Source organism: Bradyrhizobium sp. (genome assembly GCF_030654605.1).
Taxonomy (GTDB): domain Bacteria; phylum Pseudomonadota; class Alphaproteobacteria; order Rhizobiales; family Xanthobacteraceae; genus Bradyrhizobium.
Genome location: NZ_JAURXB010000202.1, coordinates 1 through 16,539, shown reverse-complemented (window position 1 = coordinate 16,539; position 16,539 = coordinate 1). Strand labels below are relative to the sequence as shown.

At 65.7% G+C, this 16,539-nt stretch carries 12 protein-coding genes and 1 pseudogene; all 13 read left to right on the top strand.

What is annotated here, in order from left to right; translation table 11 throughout:
- Positions 1 to 119 precede the first annotated feature (119 nt).
- Positions 120 to 1,271 (top strand): putative peptidoglycan glycosyltransferase FtsW, encoded by a 1,152-nt coding sequence (locus Q7U29_RS18635; RefSeq protein ID WP_304743837.1) that lies wholly within the window; start codon positions 120 to 122, stop codon positions 1,269 to 1,271.
- Between the two features lie 223 nt (positions 1,272 to 1,494).
- Positions 1,495 to 2,598: an undecaprenyldiphospho-muramoylpentapeptide beta-N-acetylglucosaminyltransferase gene (gene murG, locus Q7U29_RS18630; RefSeq protein WP_304743836.1), complete on the top strand. Its 1,104-nt coding sequence runs from the start codon at positions 1,495 to 1,497 to the stop codon at positions 2,596 to 2,598.
- Positions 2,599 to 2,797: 199 nt separating this feature from the next.
- Positions 2,798 to 4,201, top strand: a complete 1,404-nt coding sequence (gene murC, locus Q7U29_RS18625) for a UDP-N-acetylmuramate--L-alanine ligase (protein ID WP_304743835.1) — start codon at positions 2,798 to 2,800, stop codon at positions 4,199 to 4,201.
- On the top strand, positions 4,159 to 5,127 hold the full coding sequence (gene murB / locus Q7U29_RS18620) for a UDP-N-acetylmuramate dehydrogenase (protein WP_304743834.1): 969 nt from the start codon (positions 4,159 to 4,161) through the stop codon (positions 5,125 to 5,127). The genes murC and murB overlap by 43 nt, the downstream gene beginning before the upstream one ends.
- 127 nt (positions 5,128 to 5,254) lie before the next feature.
- Positions 5,255 to 6,247, top strand: coding sequence for an ATP-grasp domain-containing protein (locus Q7U29_RS18615; protein WP_304743833.1), 993 nt, complete (start codon positions 5,255 to 5,257; stop codon positions 6,245 to 6,247).
- A gap of 65 nt (positions 6,248 to 6,312) precedes the next feature.
- Positions 6,313 to 6,590, top strand: a pseudogene (locus tag Q7U29_RS18610) (D-alanine--D-alanine ligase); the annotation flags it as partial.
- Positions 6,557 to 7,567: a cell division protein FtsQ/DivIB gene (locus tag Q7U29_RS18605; RefSeq protein WP_304743832.1), complete on the top strand. Its 1,011-nt coding sequence runs from the start codon at positions 6,557 to 6,559 to the stop codon at positions 7,565 to 7,567. The pseudogene Q7U29_RS18610 and the gene Q7U29_RS18605, both read left to right, overlap by 34 nt.
- Entirely contained in the window at positions 7,564 to 8,886 is a 1,323-nt protein-coding gene (gene ftsA / locus Q7U29_RS18600; RefSeq protein ID WP_304743831.1) for a cell division protein FtsA, read from the top strand. Before Q7U29_RS18605 ends, ftsA begins: the two co-directional genes overlap by 4 nt.
- 90 nt (positions 8,887 to 8,976) lie before the next feature.
- Entirely contained in the window at positions 8,977 to 10,773 is a 1,797-nt protein-coding gene (ftsZ, locus tag Q7U29_RS18595) for a cell division protein FtsZ (protein WP_304743830.1), read from the top strand.
- A gap of 349 nt (positions 10,774 to 11,122) precedes the next feature.
- The gene (gene lpxC / locus Q7U29_RS18590) at positions 11,123 to 12,082 is read left to right on the top strand and encodes a UDP-3-O-acyl-N-acetylglucosamine deacetylase (RefSeq protein WP_304743829.1); all 960 of its coding nucleotides are present in this window, start codon (positions 11,123 to 11,125) and stop codon (positions 12,080 to 12,082) included.
- Between the two features lie 452 nt (positions 12,083 to 12,534).
- Positions 12,535 to 13,422 carry an outer membrane protein assembly factor BamD gene (locus Q7U29_RS18585; RefSeq protein WP_304743828.1) on the top strand — a complete coding sequence of 296 codons (888 nt, stop codon included), beginning with the start codon at positions 12,535 to 12,537 and terminating at the stop codon, positions 13,420 to 13,422.
- Positions 13,423 to 13,435: 13 nt separating this feature from the next.
- Positions 13,436 to 15,124, top strand: a complete 1,689-nt coding sequence (gene recN / locus Q7U29_RS18580; RefSeq protein WP_304743827.1) for a DNA repair protein RecN — start codon at positions 13,436 to 13,438, stop codon at positions 15,122 to 15,124.
- Positions 15,125 to 15,303: 179 nt separating this feature from the next.
- Positions 15,304 to 16,539: NAD-dependent DNA ligase LigA (gene ligA / locus Q7U29_RS18575; RefSeq protein ID WP_304743826.1), on the top strand; the 1,236-nt coding region annotated here is incomplete at its 3' end.

Sequence of the window (16,539 nt, the reverse complement as noted above, 5' to 3'; positions counted from 1 at the left end):
TGCGTGTCAGCATCCGGGGCACCAGGTGTCGCGGAATTTGAAACATTTCCATCCCATTAACCCCTTGATAACCATCCTCGGCCACCAATGGGCAAACCCCTGTCCTTTGGGAACGCCCCATGATCTCCCGTGAACAACGCACCCCGTTTTCCGAATGGTGGTGGACGGTCGACCGCCTGTTGCTGGCGGCGATCGTTGCGCTGATGCTGGGCGGGGTCATCCTGTCGCTGGCGGCCAGTCCGCCTGTCGCGACCCGGATCGGGCTCGATCCGTTTCACTTCTTCAACCGTCATGTGCTGTTGTTGCTGCCGTCCATCGTCGTGTTGATCGGGGTCTCCTTCCTGTCGCCGCGGCAGATCCGGCGCGCCGCGCTGATCGTGTTCGCGCTGTCCGTCGTGCTGATCGTGGCGACGCTGCTGGTCGGACCCGAGGTCAAGGGATCGCGGCGATGGATCACGCTGATCGGCATCAACATCCAGGCTTCCGAATCCGCCAAGCCCGCCTTCGTGGTGCTGGCGGCATGGTTGTTCGCGGAATCGGCGCGGAAGCCGGACATGCCGGCCACCTCGTTCGCACTGGGGCTGCTGCTGACGCTGGTCGCGCTGTTGGTGCTGCAGCCCGATTTCGGCCAGACCATGCTGGTGCTGATGGTGTGGGGCGCGCTGTTCTTCATCGCGGGCATGCGGATGATCTGGGTGGCGGGGCTCGCGGCCGCCGCCGGCGCCGGGCTGTTCGGGGCCTATCTGCTGGTGCCGCACGTTGCCTTCCGCATCAAGCGCTTCATGAATCCGGGCACCGGCGACACCTTCCAGGTCGATACCGCGATGGAAGCCTTTTCCAATGGCGGCTGGTTCGGGCTCGGCCCGGGCGAGGGCATCGCCAAGCGCAGCCTGCCGGACAGCCATACCGACTTCGTGTTCGCGGTCGCGGCGGAGGAGTTCGGCATCATCCTGTGCCTGGCGCTGCTGGCGCTGTTCGCCTTTGTCGTGATCCGCGCGCTGTTGCGCGCCTATGCCACCGAGGATTTGTTCTCGCGCTTCGCGGCATCCGGCCTCGCCATCCTGTTCGGGGTGCAGGCCGCGATCAACATGTCGGTCAATCTGCAGCTGATACCGGCCAAGGGCATGACCCTGCCGTTCATTTCCTATGGCGGCTCCTCGATCATCTCGCTGGCCTACAGCGTCGGCATGCTGCTGGCGCTGACGCGGCTGCGGCCGCGCACCGAGATGGAATCGATCGGCGACGCCAACGCCGCGCCGACTTACGCTTGACCTTCCCGCAAGGACGCGCTCTTTCGTCATTGCGAGAAACGAAGGTGGGGTTTGCTAGGCCGCCCGGTACAACAAGACTGTCGTCGCCCGGCTTGACCGGGCGATCCAGTACGCCGCGGCTTCTCGGCGCTATCTCCGGCGGCTCTGGAATACTGGGTCGCCCGGTCAAGCCGGGCGATGACAGCGGTGTTTGTTTGACGGTTTGTTTGCAGAGACTGCGTTTATGGACAATTCCTCCCCCCTCATTCTGCTGGCCGCCGGCGGCACCGGCGGCCATCTGTTTCCCGCCGAGGCGCTTGGCGTCGAACTGATCCGGCGCGGGTTTCGCGTGCGGCTGGCGACCGATGCCCGCGCGCTGCGCTACAGCGGCCTGTTCACCCGGGACACCATCGACGTGGTGCCGAGCGAGACCGTGCGCGGCCGCTCGCCATGGTCGCTGGCCCGCACCGGCATGCTGCTCGCCGCCGGCACCGCGGTGTCGCTCAATCTGATGCGGCGGCTTCGCCCCAGGGCCGTCGTCGGCTTTGGCGGCTACCCGACATTGCCGCCACTGCTGGCGGCGAAAATGTTCGGCGTGCCCAGCCTCATTCATGAAGCCAATGCGGTGCTCGGCCGCGCCAACCGGTTCCTGTCGAGCCGTGTCAGCGCGATCGCGACCTCGCTGCCCGGCGTGCTCGATCGCGATCCCGCGCTGGCCGGCAAGACCACCACCGTCGGTACGCCGATGCGCCCGGCGATCCTCGCCGCGGCCGCGGTGAAATTCGCCTCGCCTGATGCGACCAGCCCGCTCCGCCTGCTGGTGGTCGGCGGCAGCCAGGGCGCGCGGGTGATGTCCGATATCGTGCCATCAGCGATCGAGCGGCTGGAGCCGGCGCTGTGGAGCCGGCTGATCCTCACCCAGCAGGTGCGCGACGAAGACATGGCGCGGGTGCGCGCGGTCTATGACCGGCTCAAGATATCAGCCGAACTGGCGCCGTTCTTCACCGATCTGCCGGCGCGGCTGGCGTCGAACCATCTGGTGGTCTCGCGCTCCGGTGCCGGCACCGTGGCCGAACTCGCCGCCATCGGCCGGCCCTCGATCCTGGTGCCGCTGCCGGGCGCGATCGATCAGGACCAGTTCGCCAATGCCGGCGTGCTGGCGCAGGCGGGCGGCGCGATCCGGATTGCGCAGGCGGATTTCACCCCCGACCGGCTGGCCGCGGAAATTTCCACGTTCGCCGCCGAGCCGGAGCGGCTGACCGCGATGGCCGCCAGCGCCCGCACCATGGGCCGGCTGGACGCCGCCGAACGGCTGGCCGATCTGGTGGTGAAGACAGCCGGAATCTAGGCCAAGGAACCGGAATTCGGCTATTTTAGCGTCATGGCCGGGCTTGTCCTGTCAAGTCGGATATATCCGACTTGATGCTTTAAAAAAGAACGGCACTCGGTATACCGAGTGCCTATGCATCCACGTCTTGCATGAAGTGACGGAGATTCGTGGATGCCCGGGACAAGCCCGGGCATGACGGGAACATACGGAAACAACCATGAGACTGCCGCGCGAGATCGGACCCATCCACTTTGTCGGGATCGGCGGCATCGGCATGAGCGGCATCGCCGAGGTCCTGTGCAATCTCGGCTATACCGTGCAGGGCTCCGACGCTTCCGAGGGCGCCAACGTCGCCCGGCTGCGCGACAAGGGCATCAAGGTCGCCGTTGGCCACGACGCCCAAAACGTCGCCGGCGCCGATGTGCTGGTGGTCTCGACCGCGATCAAGCGCGACAATCCCGAACTGATGGCGGCCCGCGCCCAGCGCATCCCGGTGGTGCGCCGTGCCGAAATGCTGGCGGAACTGATGCGGCTGAAGAGCTGCATCGCGATCGCCGGCACCCATGGCAAGACCACGACCACCTCGATGGTGGCGGCGCTGCTCGATGCCGGCGATCTCGATCCGACCGTGATCAATGGCGGCATCATCAATGCCTACGGCACCAACGCCCGGCTCGGCGCCGGCGAGTGGATGGTGGTGGAGGCCGACGAGAGCGATGGCACGTTTTTGAAGTTGCCGGCCGACGTCGCCATCGTCACCAATGTCGATCCGGAGCACCTCGACCACTTCGGGACGTTCGAGGCGGTGCAGGAGGCGTTCCGCGATTTCGTCGAGAACGTGCCGTTCTACGGGTTTGCCGTGATGTGCATCGACCATCCGGTGGTGCAGACCATCGTCGGCAGGATCGAGGATCGCCGCATCATCACCTATGGCGAGAATCCGCAGGCCGATGCGCGGCTGGTCGATCTCGTGCCCTCGGGCGGCGGTTCGAAATTCAAGGTCGCGTTTCGCGACCGCAAGGCCGGCACCTCGCACGAGATCGCCGACCTCGTGCTGCCGATGCCCGGCCGGCACAACGCGCTCAATGCGACGTCCGCGATTGCGGTGGCGCATGAGCTCGGCCTGTCCGACGACGTCATCCGCAAGGCGCTGGCCGGCTTCGGCGGCGTCAAGCGGCGCTTCACCAGGACCGGCGAATGGAACGGCGTCACCATCATCGACGATTACGGCCATCACCCGGTCGAGATCGCGGCGGTGCTGAAGGCGGCACGGGAATCCACCGCCGGCAAAATCATCGCCGTGGTGCAGCCGCACCGCTTTACGCGATTGCAGTCGCTGTTCGAGGAATTCTGCACGTGTTTCAATGACGCCGACACCGTCGTCGTCGCCGAGGTCTATCCGGCTGGCGAGGCGCCGATCGAAGGCATCGACCGCGATCATTTCGTGCTGGGCCTGCGCGCCCATGGCCACCGCGAGGTGATCCCGCTGCCGGCTTCCAGCGAACTCGCGCGCGTCGTCGCCGGAGTCGCGAAGAGCGGCGACTATGTCATCTGCCTCGGCGCCGGCAACATCACGCAATGGGCCTACGCGCTGCCGGGCGAATTGAAGGCGCTGGGGTGAGCGTGGCGACGTTCCCAGACATCACGCCCGACCTCAAAGCCGCGATGCCTGACTTGCGCGGGCGGCTCTTGGCGAACCAGTCGCTGGCGGAGCTGACCTGGTTTCGGGTCGGCGGTCCGGCGCAGGTGCTGTTCACGCCGGCGGACGAGGACGATCTGGCTTATTTGCTGTCGCGTTTGCCGAGTGAGCTGGCCGTCACGGTCGTCGGCGTCGGCTCCAATCTGATCGTGCGCGATGGCGGCATCCCGGGCGTGGTGATCAGGCTCGGTCCGCGCGGCTTCGGCGAGACCAGCGCTGAGGGCGATACCGTCAGCGCCGGGGCTGCGGCGCTGGACAAGCGCGTGGCCGAGACGGCGGCGGCGGCGAATATCGGCGGGCTGGAATTCTACTTCGGCATTCCCGGCACCGTCGGCGGCGCGCTGCGCATGAACGCCGGCGCCAACGGGGCGGAGACCAGGGATGTGCTGATCGAGGCATCAGGCATCGGCCGCGACGGAACAAAACACACGTTCGGCAATGCCGACATGAAATTCGTCTACCGCAACAGCGGCGTCGATCCCTCCATCATCTTCACCTCGGCGCGCTTTCGCGGCACCATCGCCGCCCCGGAAGCCATTCGCGCGCGGATGAACGAGGTGCAGACCCACCGCGAAACCGCGCAGCCGATCCGCGAAAAAACCGGCGGATCGACCTTCCAGAATCCGCCCGGTCACAGCGCCTGGAAACTGATCGACGCTGCCGGCTGCCGGGGCCTGCGCGTCGGCGGCGCCCAGGTGTCGGAGATGCACTGCAATTTCCTGATCAACACCGGCGCTGCGACCGGCCATGATATCGAAACCCTCGGCGATACCGTCCGCGCGCGGGTGAAGCAAAATTCCGGAATTGAGCTACACTGGGAAATCAAGCGGATCGGGATTCCCTTGTAATCGTCATTCCGGGGCATCGCGCAGCGATGAACCCGGAATCTCGAAGTAACTTGGAAAGAAGAGATTCCGGGTCTGGTCCTTCGGACCATCCCGGAATGACGAGAGAAGCAATCAGCGGAACGAAATGATGCGGATCACCATTCTTTTCGGCGGCACCAACAAGGAGCGGCTGGTATCGGTCGCCTCGGCGCAGGCGCTGCACCGGGCGCTGCCTGAAGCCGATTTGTGGTTCTGGGACGTCGACGACACCGTGCGTGCGGTTCGCTCCGACGCGCTTCTTGGCCATACGCGGCCGTTCGAGGATGATTTCAAGCCTGCCAACCGCGGCGTCGCCTTGGCGCAGGCACTCGATGCCGCGAAGGCCGAGGATCGTCTGCTGGTGCTCGGTCTGCATGGCGGCAGGGCGGAGAATGGCGAGTTGCAGGCGATGTGCGAGATGCGCGGCATTGCCTTCACCGGCTCCGGCTCGGCGTCGTCGCATCTGGCATTCGACAAGGTGGCGGCCAAGCGCTTCGCGGCCATCGCGGGGGTCGAGGCGCCCACAGGCGTCGCGCTGGAAGAACTCGATGCGGCGTTTGCCAGATACGGCAAGCTGATCGCGAAGCCGGCGCGCGACGGATCGAGCTACGGGCTGATTTTCGTCAACGCGCAGCAGGACCTCGCGGCGGTTCGCAACGCGGCGAAGACCGAAGAATACCTGATCGAGCCGTTCATCTCGGGTGCCGAAGCGACCTGCGGCGTGCTGGAGCAGCCGGACGGCTCGCTCACGGCGCTGCCGCCGATCGAAATCATCCCGGCGGAAGGCGGCTTCGGATTCGATTACCGGGCCAAATATCTCGCGGCGGCCACCCAGGAAATCTGCCCTGGCCGTTTTGCTCCTGAAATCATGGCCGAGCTGATGGCGCAGGCGTTGAAGGCGCACAAGGCGCTGTCGTGCAGCGGCTATTCCCGTTCGGATTTCATCGTGGCGGAGAAGGGACCGGTTTTCCTCGAAACCAACACGCTGCCGGGCCTGACCCAGGCCTCGCTCTATCCGAAGGCGCTCAAGGCCCAGGGCATCGCATTCGCCGATTTCCTGCACGACCAGATCGCGCTGGCGGCACAACGCGCGCGGAGGTAGCCGGCTTTCGGGGAATATCGCGCCGGAACGGCCTTAACGCAGGGTCGGGCTGGTTCCATTGACAAAAATGTTACGATTGTCAGGCAAAGTCCTCAGAAGGCGGCACAAATCAGCCCCTGCCTGCACCCGGTTTACCCTTTGTTTACCAGGAAGTCCGAAGGTTAACGCTGGCGGCGCGTGTGGCGCTTGGCTGCCGGGGCGTGAGCTGTTGCGGATCTTCCGCTGCGACCAACCGGCATTGCCAGGACGTCCTATGTGCTAGAACCCGCAAGCGTTTTTCATGCGGGCAACATTTGACGAGCTCGTGCAATGGATGGTGCAGGACGCCTCGCTCGATCGCTGAGATCGCTGGGGCCCCAGGCTGACCTGAAAGCTGCCGCCATTGGCGCGGTCGTGCTGTTGCGCGAACGGCTGGGCTTGCCGCGCAAGGCTCGTAATGAGGTTGGCAACAAGCCTGCCAAAAAGCCGCGCATCGAGCGCGAGCAACCGAACCGCCTGATCGCCTTTCTCGAACGTTATCTTCCCAACCGCGCCGGCGTCGCCGCCACCGTGCTGCTGCTGCTCGGCAGCACCGGCTTCGGCATCGTCAGGGGCGGGCATCTCGACGATTTCACCGCGGCGCTGAGCGATACCCGCAATGCGATCGCCAATTCCGCCGGTTTCCGCATCACCGCGGTCGCCATCAATGGCCGCAAGCAGCTGACCCAGGACGAGGTGCTCGCGATCGGCGGCGTCAACGGCCGCTCGTCGCTGCTGTTCCTCGACGCCGCCACCGTGCGCGACAAGCTGAAAGCCAATCCCTGGATCGGCGAAGCCACCGTGCTGAAGCTTTATCCGGGCCAGCTCCAGATCGACATCGTCGAGCGCTCGGCCTTCGCGCTGTGGCAGAACGACGGCCGGCTGGCGGTGATTGCCGATGACGGCGCGGTGCTGGAACCTTATCTGTCGCGCCGCTTCATTTCGCTGCCGCTGGTGGTCGGCAAGGGCGCCGATACCCGCGCGCGGGATTTCCTCGCGCTGCTCGACCGTTATCCGCAGGTGAAGAGCCAGACCAAGGCCGCCATTTTGGTCGGCGAACGCCGCTGGAACCTGCGCCTCAAGGATGGTCTCGATATCCGCCTGCCCGAACACGACGTCGGCAACGCGCTGGCGGCGCTGTCGAAACTCGACCGGGAAGACCGGCTGTTCTCGCGCGACATCGTCGCCGTCGACATGCGGCTGCCGGACCGGCTGACGGTGCAATTGTCGGAAGACGCGGCCCGGGCCCGCGAAGACCTGTTCAAGGAAAAGAAGCCGAAGAAGAAGGCCGGTGACGCATGACCGGTCTCGATCGCAACCAGACGCCGAAGACGCGCCCGATGCCGCAGAAGCGCACCGCGCTGGTGGCGTCGCTCGATATCGGCACCAGCAAGATCGCCTGCATGATCGCGCGGCTGAAGCCGTGCCCGCCGAACGAAGCCCTGCGCGGCCGCAGCCATGCCGTCGAATTGATCGGCTACAGCCAGATCCAGTCGCGCGGCGTCAAGGCCGGCGCGGTGGTCGATCTCGCCGAATGCGAGCAGGCGGTGCGCCAGGCGGTGGCTTTGGCCGAGCGCATGGCCAAGGTCCGGGTCGAGTCCGTGCTGCTCTCGGTCTCCGGCGGCCGGCTGCAGGGTCAACTGATCGAAGCCGCGGCCGACATCAAGGGCGGCGCGGTCACCTCGGCCGACGTCACCCGCATCACCTCCACCGGCATGCGCCACGCCACCGCCGAGGGCCGCACCGTGCTGCATGCGCTGCCGGTCGGCTACGCGCTGGATGGCGTCAAGGGCATCCGCGATCCCAGGGGCATGGTGGCGCGCCAGTTCGGCGTCGACATGAACGTGGTCACGGCGGATGCCACCGCCGCCAAGAACCTGATGCTGGTGGTCGAGCGCTGCCATCTCAACGTCGAAGCCATGGCGGCGAGTCCTTATGTCGCAGGTCTCTCGGTTTTGACCGACGACGAAGCCGATATCGGCGCCGCCGTGGTCGAAATGGGGGCGGGCACCACCACCATCGCGACCTACGCAGGCGGGCGTTTCGTGCATGCCGGCGGCTTTGCGGTCGGCGGGCAGCACATCACCATGGACCTTGCGCGAGGCCTTTCGGCCTGCATTGCGGATGCCGAGCGAATCAAGACGTTATATGGCACCGTGCTGACCGGCGGGTCCGACGCGCGTGAGTTGATGTCCGTGCCTGCTGCCGGCGACAACGAGCGGGACGCTCCGCAGATCGTGTCCCGTGCCACGATCGCGAACATCGTCCGGCATCGCGCCGAGGAGATTTTTGAAATGGTCAGGGACCGGCTTGCGGATTCCCCCTTTGCGGCAGAGCCGAGGGCGCGAGTGGTCCTGAGCGGCGGCGCTTCGCAGCTGACCGGCCTTCCCGAACTGGCGACCCAGATCCTCGGCCGTCCGGTGCGCATCGGCCGTCCGCTCGGCTTCGGCCGGTTGCCCAACGAGGCCAAGAGCGCGTCGTTCGCGGTGCCTACGGGGCTCCTGGTCTATCCGCAATACGCTCATCTCGAACATGTCGAACCGCGGCATACGCGGCAGCTCAGGACAGGGACTGACGGCTATTTCGGAAAGGTCGGACGATGGCTTCGCGAGGGCTTCTGATGATTCGTTTCCGCAACCATAGGAATTCACCAACTCCCACGGCCGCCGGCCGGGGCGAACCAACGCGCGCGTCGTAATCGAGAGGCAATCATGGCACTCAATCTCACTCCCCCAGACATCAGCGAACTGAAGCCCCGGATCACCGTCTTCGGCGTCGGTGGAGCTGGCGGCAATGCCGTCAACAACATGATCACCGCCGGGCTTCAGGGGGTCGATTTCGTCGTCGCCAACACCGACGCGCAGGCGCTGACCATGTCGAAGGCGCAGCGCATCGTGCAGATGGGCACCCAGGTGACGCAGGGCCTCGGCGCCGGCTCCCAGCCCGACGTCGGCGCGGCCGCGGCGCAGGAAGTCATCGATGAAATCCGCGACCATCTCTCCGGCGCCAATATGGTGTTCGTCACCGCCGGCATGGGCGGCGGCACCGGCACGGGGGCTGCTCCCGTCATCGCCAAGACCGCGCGCGACATGGGCATCCTCACCGTCGGCGTCGTGACCAAGCCGTTCCACTTCGAGGGCCAGCGCCGCATGCGCACCGCCGAGTCCGGCATCGCCGAGCTGCACAAGGTGGTCGACACGCTCCTGATCATCCCGAACCAGAACCTGTTCCGGGTCGCCAACGAGAAGACCACCTTCGCCGACGCCTTCGCGATGGCCGACCAGGTGCTCTATTCGGGCGTCGCCTGCATCACCGACCTGATGGTCAAGGAAGGCCTGATCAACCTCGACTTCGCCGACGTCCGCGCCGTGATGCGCGAAATGGGCAAGGCGATGATGGGCACCGGCGAGGCGACCGGCGAGAAGCGCGCGCTGACCGCGGCCGAGGCCGCGATCGCCAATCCGCTGATCGACGATAGCTCGATGAAGGGCGCCCGTGGCCTGCTGATCTCGATCACCGGCGGCAAGGACCTGACCCTGTTCGAAGTCGACGAAGCCGCCACGCGTATTCGCGAGGAAGTCGACCAGGACGCCAACATCATCGTCGGCGCCACCTTCGACGAGAGCCTCGATGGCGTGATCCGCGTCTCCGTCGTTGCCACCGGCATCGAGCAGGCGCTGATTTCGCGCAATGCCGGCACGACGGCGCCCGCCGTGACCAACGCAGTGGTTCCGGCTGCTCCGGTCTCCGCGCCCGACACCCGTCTGGCCGACCTGACCGCGCGGCTGCGCGCCGACAATGCCCGCATCGCCGAACGCAACCAGAAGCTGGAAGCCGCTGCCCCGGTACAGGCGGCCCCTGCCGCACCGCAGCGGGCTTCGAGCAGTGTCGAGCGCGCCGCGCTCGCCGCGATCGCCGCCGCGGTTGCTCCGGAAGCTCCTCCGGCCGCGCCGCTGCAGCAGGCGTCGTATGGCGACGTCACGGTTCGCCCGATCGCGCAGAAGCCATCGCTGTTCCCGGATCACGACGTCGCGCGCGTCGAGACCCCGGAGCCGGCGACACCCGAGACCTTCATCCCGCAAGCCGCCGAGCGTCCGCCGGTCCGCGCGCCCAGGATGCCGAAGTTCGAAGACCTGCCGATGCCGGCCCAGGCCGAAATCCGCCAGGCCCGCGGCGACACCGAGGAAGAGCATCCGCAGAAAGCCCGGATGTCGCTGCTGCAGCGCCTCGCCAATGTCGGCCTCGGCCGCCGCGACGAAGAGACCGAGCCGCCGATCGCGGCCCGCGCCTCCGGTCCGGCGATGCCTGCGATGCCGCCGATGCCGGAACGCAAGCCGCAGCGCACGGTGGCCCAGCAGATCGCGGCGCATGAGCCCGTATCCGAGTATGCCAGGCGGCCCGCGCCGCAGGGACTGGACATCCACGGTCGTCCGGCACCTGTTGCTGCAGCGCCACAGGGCGACGATCATTTGGATATCCCGGCCTTCCTGCGCCGCCAGTCCAACTGAAGTTTGTTACAATTCTGACGGCCAAGAAGGTCCCGGCGGTATCCGCCGGGACCTTTTCCTTGGGCCCCGCAAGGCCGATCATGGTCCACCAAGCGGCTGATATTAAATGATTAATTATGTATTCGTGATTGGATGCAAGGGCCGAACCTGCCCTTAACCGTGCCGCATTTTGGTTAACCTTTGGCGTGAATACGGCAGAGATAGGGTAACAATCGGTAAAAAAGCGTGAGTTGGCGCTGTTTGAGGCAGTGACTATGGTCTGCCGTGACTTGGGGATACTGAAGACGAGTCGGCTGGCCTGGTCGGGTTATCAGCGTCTTTTAGTAAGTCGGGTAGTGGGCAGTTCAGAATGAAATTCAGCCGGCAAACAACGCTTCGGTCGCAAGCCACTGTGACGGGCGTCGGCGTTCATTCCGGTTTACCCGTTAATCTCACCCTTGGACCTGCACCCGTCGATGCGGGTTTTATTTTTGTCCGCACCGGCCTCGATGGCTGCGACCGCGAAGTTCAGGCGTCCGCCGAATCCGTGATCGCCACCGAATTTGCAACCGTATTGGGCGACCGCGACGGCCCGCTGGTCTCGACCGCCGAGCATGTGCTGGCCGCACTGCGCGGCATGGGCGTCGATAACGCCGTCATCGAAGTCGATGGCCCCGAAGTTCCGATCATGGACGGCAGCGCCGCGGCTTTCGTCGCCGCGATCGATCAGGCCGGTATCGTGACGCAGCAGGCGACGCGCCGCTTCATCCAGGTGCTGAAGCCGGTGCAGGTCAGGCTGGGCGATTCGTTCGGCGAATTGCGCCCGCATGCCGCCGGCTTCCGCGCCGAGGTCGAAATCGATTTCGCCAATGCGGTGATCGGCCGCCAGAGCTACGCGCTCGATCTCAATCCGGAACGGTTCCGCCGCGAGATTGCCCGCGCCCGCACCTTCGGATGCATGAGCGATGTGGCGCGACTCTGGAGCGCCGGTTTTGCGCTCGGCGCCTCGTTCGAGAATTCTGTCGTTTTCGACGACACCCGCCTGCTCAATACCGAAGGGCTGCGCTACAGCGACGAATGCGCCCGCCACAAGGTGCTGGACGTGGTCGGCGATCTCGCACTGGCGGGCCTGCCGCTGCTCGGCGCCTATCGTGCGGTGCGCCCCGGCCACAAGCTCAATCACGCGGTGCTGACCGCCCTGATGGCCGATCGCAGCGCCTTCAGGGTGATCGAGGCCGAAACCGCCCGCCGTTCTTCGCGCGGTGCCGAAGTCGGCAGCGGCATGGTGGGCGGCATGGTCGCCCCGGCCTACGGCCCCGACGTTTCCTGACCGCCGCCTTCGGCGCGTCCTGACTTCGTCTTCGAAATGTCCTGAGTTTCCGTCAGGTTCCAGAGCGGCATCTCCAACTCCCTCATGGTGAGGAGCACGTCGGCAGCGCTATTGCGCTGCCGGCGTGCGTCTCGAACCATCTGGCACATGGCCTGCTGCCCATCCTTCGAGACGCCGCGCGAAGGGCGCGCGGCTCCTCAGGATGAGGTTCAACCCGCTGAAACGTCAGAACCCACTTGCCGATTTCCCGCGGTAACCATGATCGGCCGCAATCCTGTCCTGCCGCCTTAATCCGGGCGAAATGCCTGCGTATTCGGTTGGTTAACGGTCTTTTCTCAGCTAAATTGGCCCGCGGTTGCGCGACAAGGCGCTACGGGCACGGCGATCATTGCGTCCATGACCACGCTCATGGCGTGGCGGGCTCCGCATCACAGGCGTCAGGTCTTATTTCTATGTCGGCACAGCGTATGACGGCTCGTTCGGACCTCGCTCGCTTCGGGCGACAGTTGCGGCTGGCCGCGGGTCTGCTGGCGCTGACGATTCCCCTGAGCGGGTGCGGCGGCGCCTCGCTGTGGGACAAGTTCACGGCCAAGGACGATACCTTCAACGAAGAGCCCGCCGACAAGCTCTACAATGAGGGCTTGTACCTCATGAACCAGCGCAAGGATCCGAAGGCGGCGTCGAAGAAGTTCGAGGAAGTCGACCGCCAGCATCCCTATTCCGACTGGGCGCGCAAATCGCTGCTGATGTCGGCCTATTCGTTCTACAATTCCGGCGACTACGACAGCTGCATCGGTGCGGCGACCCGTTACGTCACCCTGCATCCCGGCAGCTCCGACGCCGCCTATGCGCAATATCTGATCGCGGCTTCGCATTACGACCAGATTCCCGATGTTTCCCGCGACCAGGCCCGTACCGAGAAGGCCATCGCCGCGCTCGAGGAAGTGATCCGAAAATATCCGACGTCGGAATATGCCAACAGCGCCAAGGCCAAGCTCGAGGGCGCGCGCGACCAGCTGGCCGGCAAGGAAATGGAAGTCGGCCGCTATAACCTGTCAAAGCGCAATTTCACCGGCGCCATCAACCGTTTCAAGACCGTGGTGACGCAGTATCAGACCACGCGGCATGTCGAGGAAGCGCTGGCGCGGTTGGCCGAGGCCTATATGGCAATCGGCATCGTCGGCGAGGCGCAAACCGCGGCTGCCGTGCTCGGGCACAATTTTCCCGACAGCAAGTGGTACAAGGACGCCTATAATCTGGTAAAGTCCGGCGGAGTCGAGCCCAGCGAAAATAAGGGCTCCTATATTTCCAGGGCCTTCAAGAAAATGGGTCTCGGCTAGGAATTTATCTCGCATGCTGGCGCGTCTGTCGATCCGTGACATCGTCCTGATCGAGCGGCTCGATATCGAGTTCTCCCGTGGCCTCGCGGTGCTGACCGGCGAAACCGGCGCGGGCAAATCCATCCTGCTCGATGCCTTTGCCCTGGCGCTCGGCGGCCGCGGCGACGCCGGCCTCGTCCGCCACGGCGTGGAGCAGGGCCAGGTCACCGCGGTGTTCGACATCCCCAGGGGACATCCGGCCTCGGTGATCCTCGCCGACAACGGCCTCGACGATACGAGCTCTGAAAATTCCTGCGAGATGATCCTGCGCCGGGTCCAGTTTGCCGACGGCCGTACCCGTGCCTTCATCAACGACCAGGCCATCAGCGTGCAGACCCTGAAGGCGGTCGGCTCGGCCCTCGTCGAAATTCACGGCCAGCATGACGAGCGCGCGCTGGTCGATGCCTCGACCCACCGCCGGCTGCTCGACGCCTTCGCCGGCCTCGAGAAGGATGTCGTGGCGCTGGAGGCGCTGTGGGACTCGAGGCGCGCCGCCTTCACCGCGCTCGACGAACATCGTGCCGGCATGGAGCGCGCCGCCCGCGAGGCGGATTATCTGCGCCATGCCTCCGACGAATTGAAGAAGCTGAAGCCGAAGGACGGCGAGGAGACCGCGCTGGCGGAGCGCCGCACCGGCATGATGCAGGGCGAGAAGATCGCGGCCGATCTGCGCGAGGCGCAGGATGCGGTCAGCGGCCATCATTCGCCGGTCTCGACGCTGTCGGCGGCAGTGCGCCGGCTGGAGCGCCGCGCCGGCAATTCGCCTGATCTGGTCGAACCCGCCGTCAAGGCGATCGACGCCGCCATCAATGCGCTGGAGGAGGCCGACCAGCATCTGACGGCGGCGCTGATCGCCGCCGACTTCGATCCCGCTGAGCTCGAACGCATCGAGGAGCGGCTGTTCACGCTGCGCGCCGCGTCCCGCAAATATTCGACGCCGGTCGATGGGCTCGCCGCACTGGCCGCGAAATATGCCGCCGACGTCGCGCTGATCGATGCCGGCGCCGATCAACTGAAAAAACTCGAAGCGGCGGCCGGAGAGGCCGACAAGCGCTACGGCACCGCCGCCACCAGGCTTTCGGCCGCACGAACCAAATCGGCCGAAAAACTCAACAAGGCCGTCAATGCCGAACTCGCGCCGCTGAAGCTGGAGCGCGCCAAATTCATGGCGCAGATCGATTCCGATCCGAAATCGCCGGGCCCGCAGGGTTTCGACCGCGTCGAATTCTGGGTCCAGACCAATCCCGGCACCAAACCAGGCCCGATGATGAAGGTCGCCTCCGGCGGCGAACTCTCGCGCTTCCTGCTGGCGCTGAAAGTAGTGCTGTCGGACAAGGGGTCCGCGCCCACGCTGGTGTTCGACGAAATCGACACCGGCGTCGGAGGTGCTGTGGCCGACGCGATCGGCGCGCGCCTCGCCCGGCTCGCCGGCAAGGTCCAGGTGATGGCCGTGACCCACGCCCCGCAGGTCGCCGCCCGCGCCAGCCAGCACCTCCTGATTTCCAAGGACGCCCTCGACAAGGGCAAACGCGTCGCCACCCGCGTCAACGCGCTCGCCCCCGACCACCGCCGCGAGGAAATCGCAAGGATGCTGGCGGGCGCGGAGATTACGGCGGAGGCAAGGGCCGCGGCGGACCGGCTGCTCCGCGCGGCGACGGCGTAGGTCTCTCGTGTCCCGGACGCGGTGCAGCGCGTTTGCGCTGCTCCGCAGAGCCGGGACCCAGTGCGGATGCCCACTGGACCCCGGCTCTGCAGCGCATCCCTTCGTGCTGCGCAGCGTCCGGGGAACGCTGAGGTTGGCACCACCTTTTCTCCCAACCAACTTCATCGTATTCAAGTGTCATGGCCAGGACAGCAAAACCCAAATCCCCCATCGACGTCGCCAAGCTCACCAGGGCGCAGGCCAAGGTCGAGCTGATGCGGCTGACGCTCGATATCGAGCGTCACGACAAGGCCTATTATCAGGACGACGCGCCGAAGATTTCGGATGCCGACTACGACGCGCTGCGCAAGCGCTTCAACGCCATCGAGGCGCGTTTTCCGGAATTCGTTACGGGCGACTCGCCGTCGCAGAAAATCGGCGCGGCGCCGTCAGGCAAGTTCAGGAAGGTCCGCCACGCGGTGCCGATGCTGTCGCTCGACAACGCCTTTGCCGAAGCGGACGTGCTCGATTTCGTCGGCCGCATCCGGCGCTTCCTCAAGCTCGGCGACGACGAGCGCATCGACTTCAGCGCCGAGCCGAAGATCGACGGGCTGTCGATGTCGCTGCGCTACGAGAGCGGCGAACTCGTCACCGCCGCCACGCGCGGCGACGGCGCCGAGGGCGAGGACGTCACCGCCAATATCCGCACGCTGAAGGACGTTCCGCAAAAGCTGAAGGGCCGCAACCTGCCCGACATCTGCGAGGTGCGCGGCGAGGTCTACATGACCAAGCAGGCGTTCCTCGCGCTCAACGAGCGGCAGAAGGCGGCCGGCGAGCCCGTCTTCGCCAATCCGCGCAATTCGGCGGCGGGCTCGCTGCGCCAGAAGGATTCGTCGATCACCGCCTCGCGCCCCCTCGGCTTCTTCGCCTACGCCTGGGGCGAGATCAGTGCGATGCCGGAAGACACCCAGTCCGGCATGATCGGCTGGTTCGAACGCTGCGGCTTCAGGACCAATCCGCTGACCAGATTGTGTCACTCCGTCGAGCAGCTGATCGCCTTCCATCGCAAAATCGAGGAGCAGCGTGCCGGGCTCGACTACGACATCGATGGCGTCGTCTACAAGGTCGACCGGCTCGACCTGCAGGAGCGCCTCGGCTTCCGCTCGCGCTCGCCGCGCTGGGCGACCGCGCACAAGTTCCCGGCGGAGAAGGCGACGACCGTGCTCAAGGCGATCGACATCCAGGTCGGCCGCACCGGGGCGCTGACGCCTGTGGCACGGCTTGAGCCGGTCACGGTCGGCGGCGTCATCGTGCAGAACGTCTCGCTGCACAACGAGGATTACATCAAGGGCATTGGCGGCGACGGCGAGCAGTTGCGCGAGGGCCGCGATATCAGGATCGGCGACACCGTCATCATCCAGCGCGCCGGCGACGTG

Coding starts and splice junctions, on each gene's coding strand:
- Q7U29_RS18635 (WP_304743837.1), top strand. CDS start 120: ATGATCTCCCGTGAACAACGCACCCCGTTTTCCGAATGGTGGTGGACG.
- murG (WP_304743836.1), top strand. CDS start 1,495: ATGGACAATTCCTCCCCCCTCATTCTGCTGGCCGCCGGCGGCACCGGC.
- murC (WP_304743835.1), top strand. CDS start 2,798: ATGAGACTGCCGCGCGAGATCGGACCCATCCACTTTGTCGGGATCGGC.
- murB (WP_304743834.1), top strand. CDS start 4,159: ATGGGCCTACGCGCTGCCGGGCGAATTGAAGGCGCTGGGGTGAGCGTG.
- Q7U29_RS18615 (WP_304743833.1), top strand. CDS start 5,255: ATGCGGATCACCATTCTTTTCGGCGGCACCAACAAGGAGCGGCTGGTA.
- Q7U29_RS18605 (WP_304743832.1), top strand. CDS start 6,557: ATGGATGGTGCAGGACGCCTCGCTCGATCGCTGAGATCGCTGGGGCCC.
- ftsA (WP_304743831.1), top strand. CDS start 7,564: ATGACCGGTCTCGATCGCAACCAGACGCCGAAGACGCGCCCGATGCCG.
- ftsZ (WP_304743830.1), top strand. CDS start 8,977: ATGGCACTCAATCTCACTCCCCCAGACATCAGCGAACTGAAGCCCCGG.
- lpxC (WP_304743829.1), top strand. CDS start 11,123: ATGAAATTCAGCCGGCAAACAACGCTTCGGTCGCAAGCCACTGTGACG.
- Q7U29_RS18585 (WP_304743828.1), top strand. CDS start 12,535: ATGTCGGCACAGCGTATGACGGCTCGTTCGGACCTCGCTCGCTTCGGG.
- recN (WP_304743827.1), top strand. CDS start 13,436: ATGCTGGCGCGTCTGTCGATCCGTGACATCGTCCTGATCGAGCGGCTC.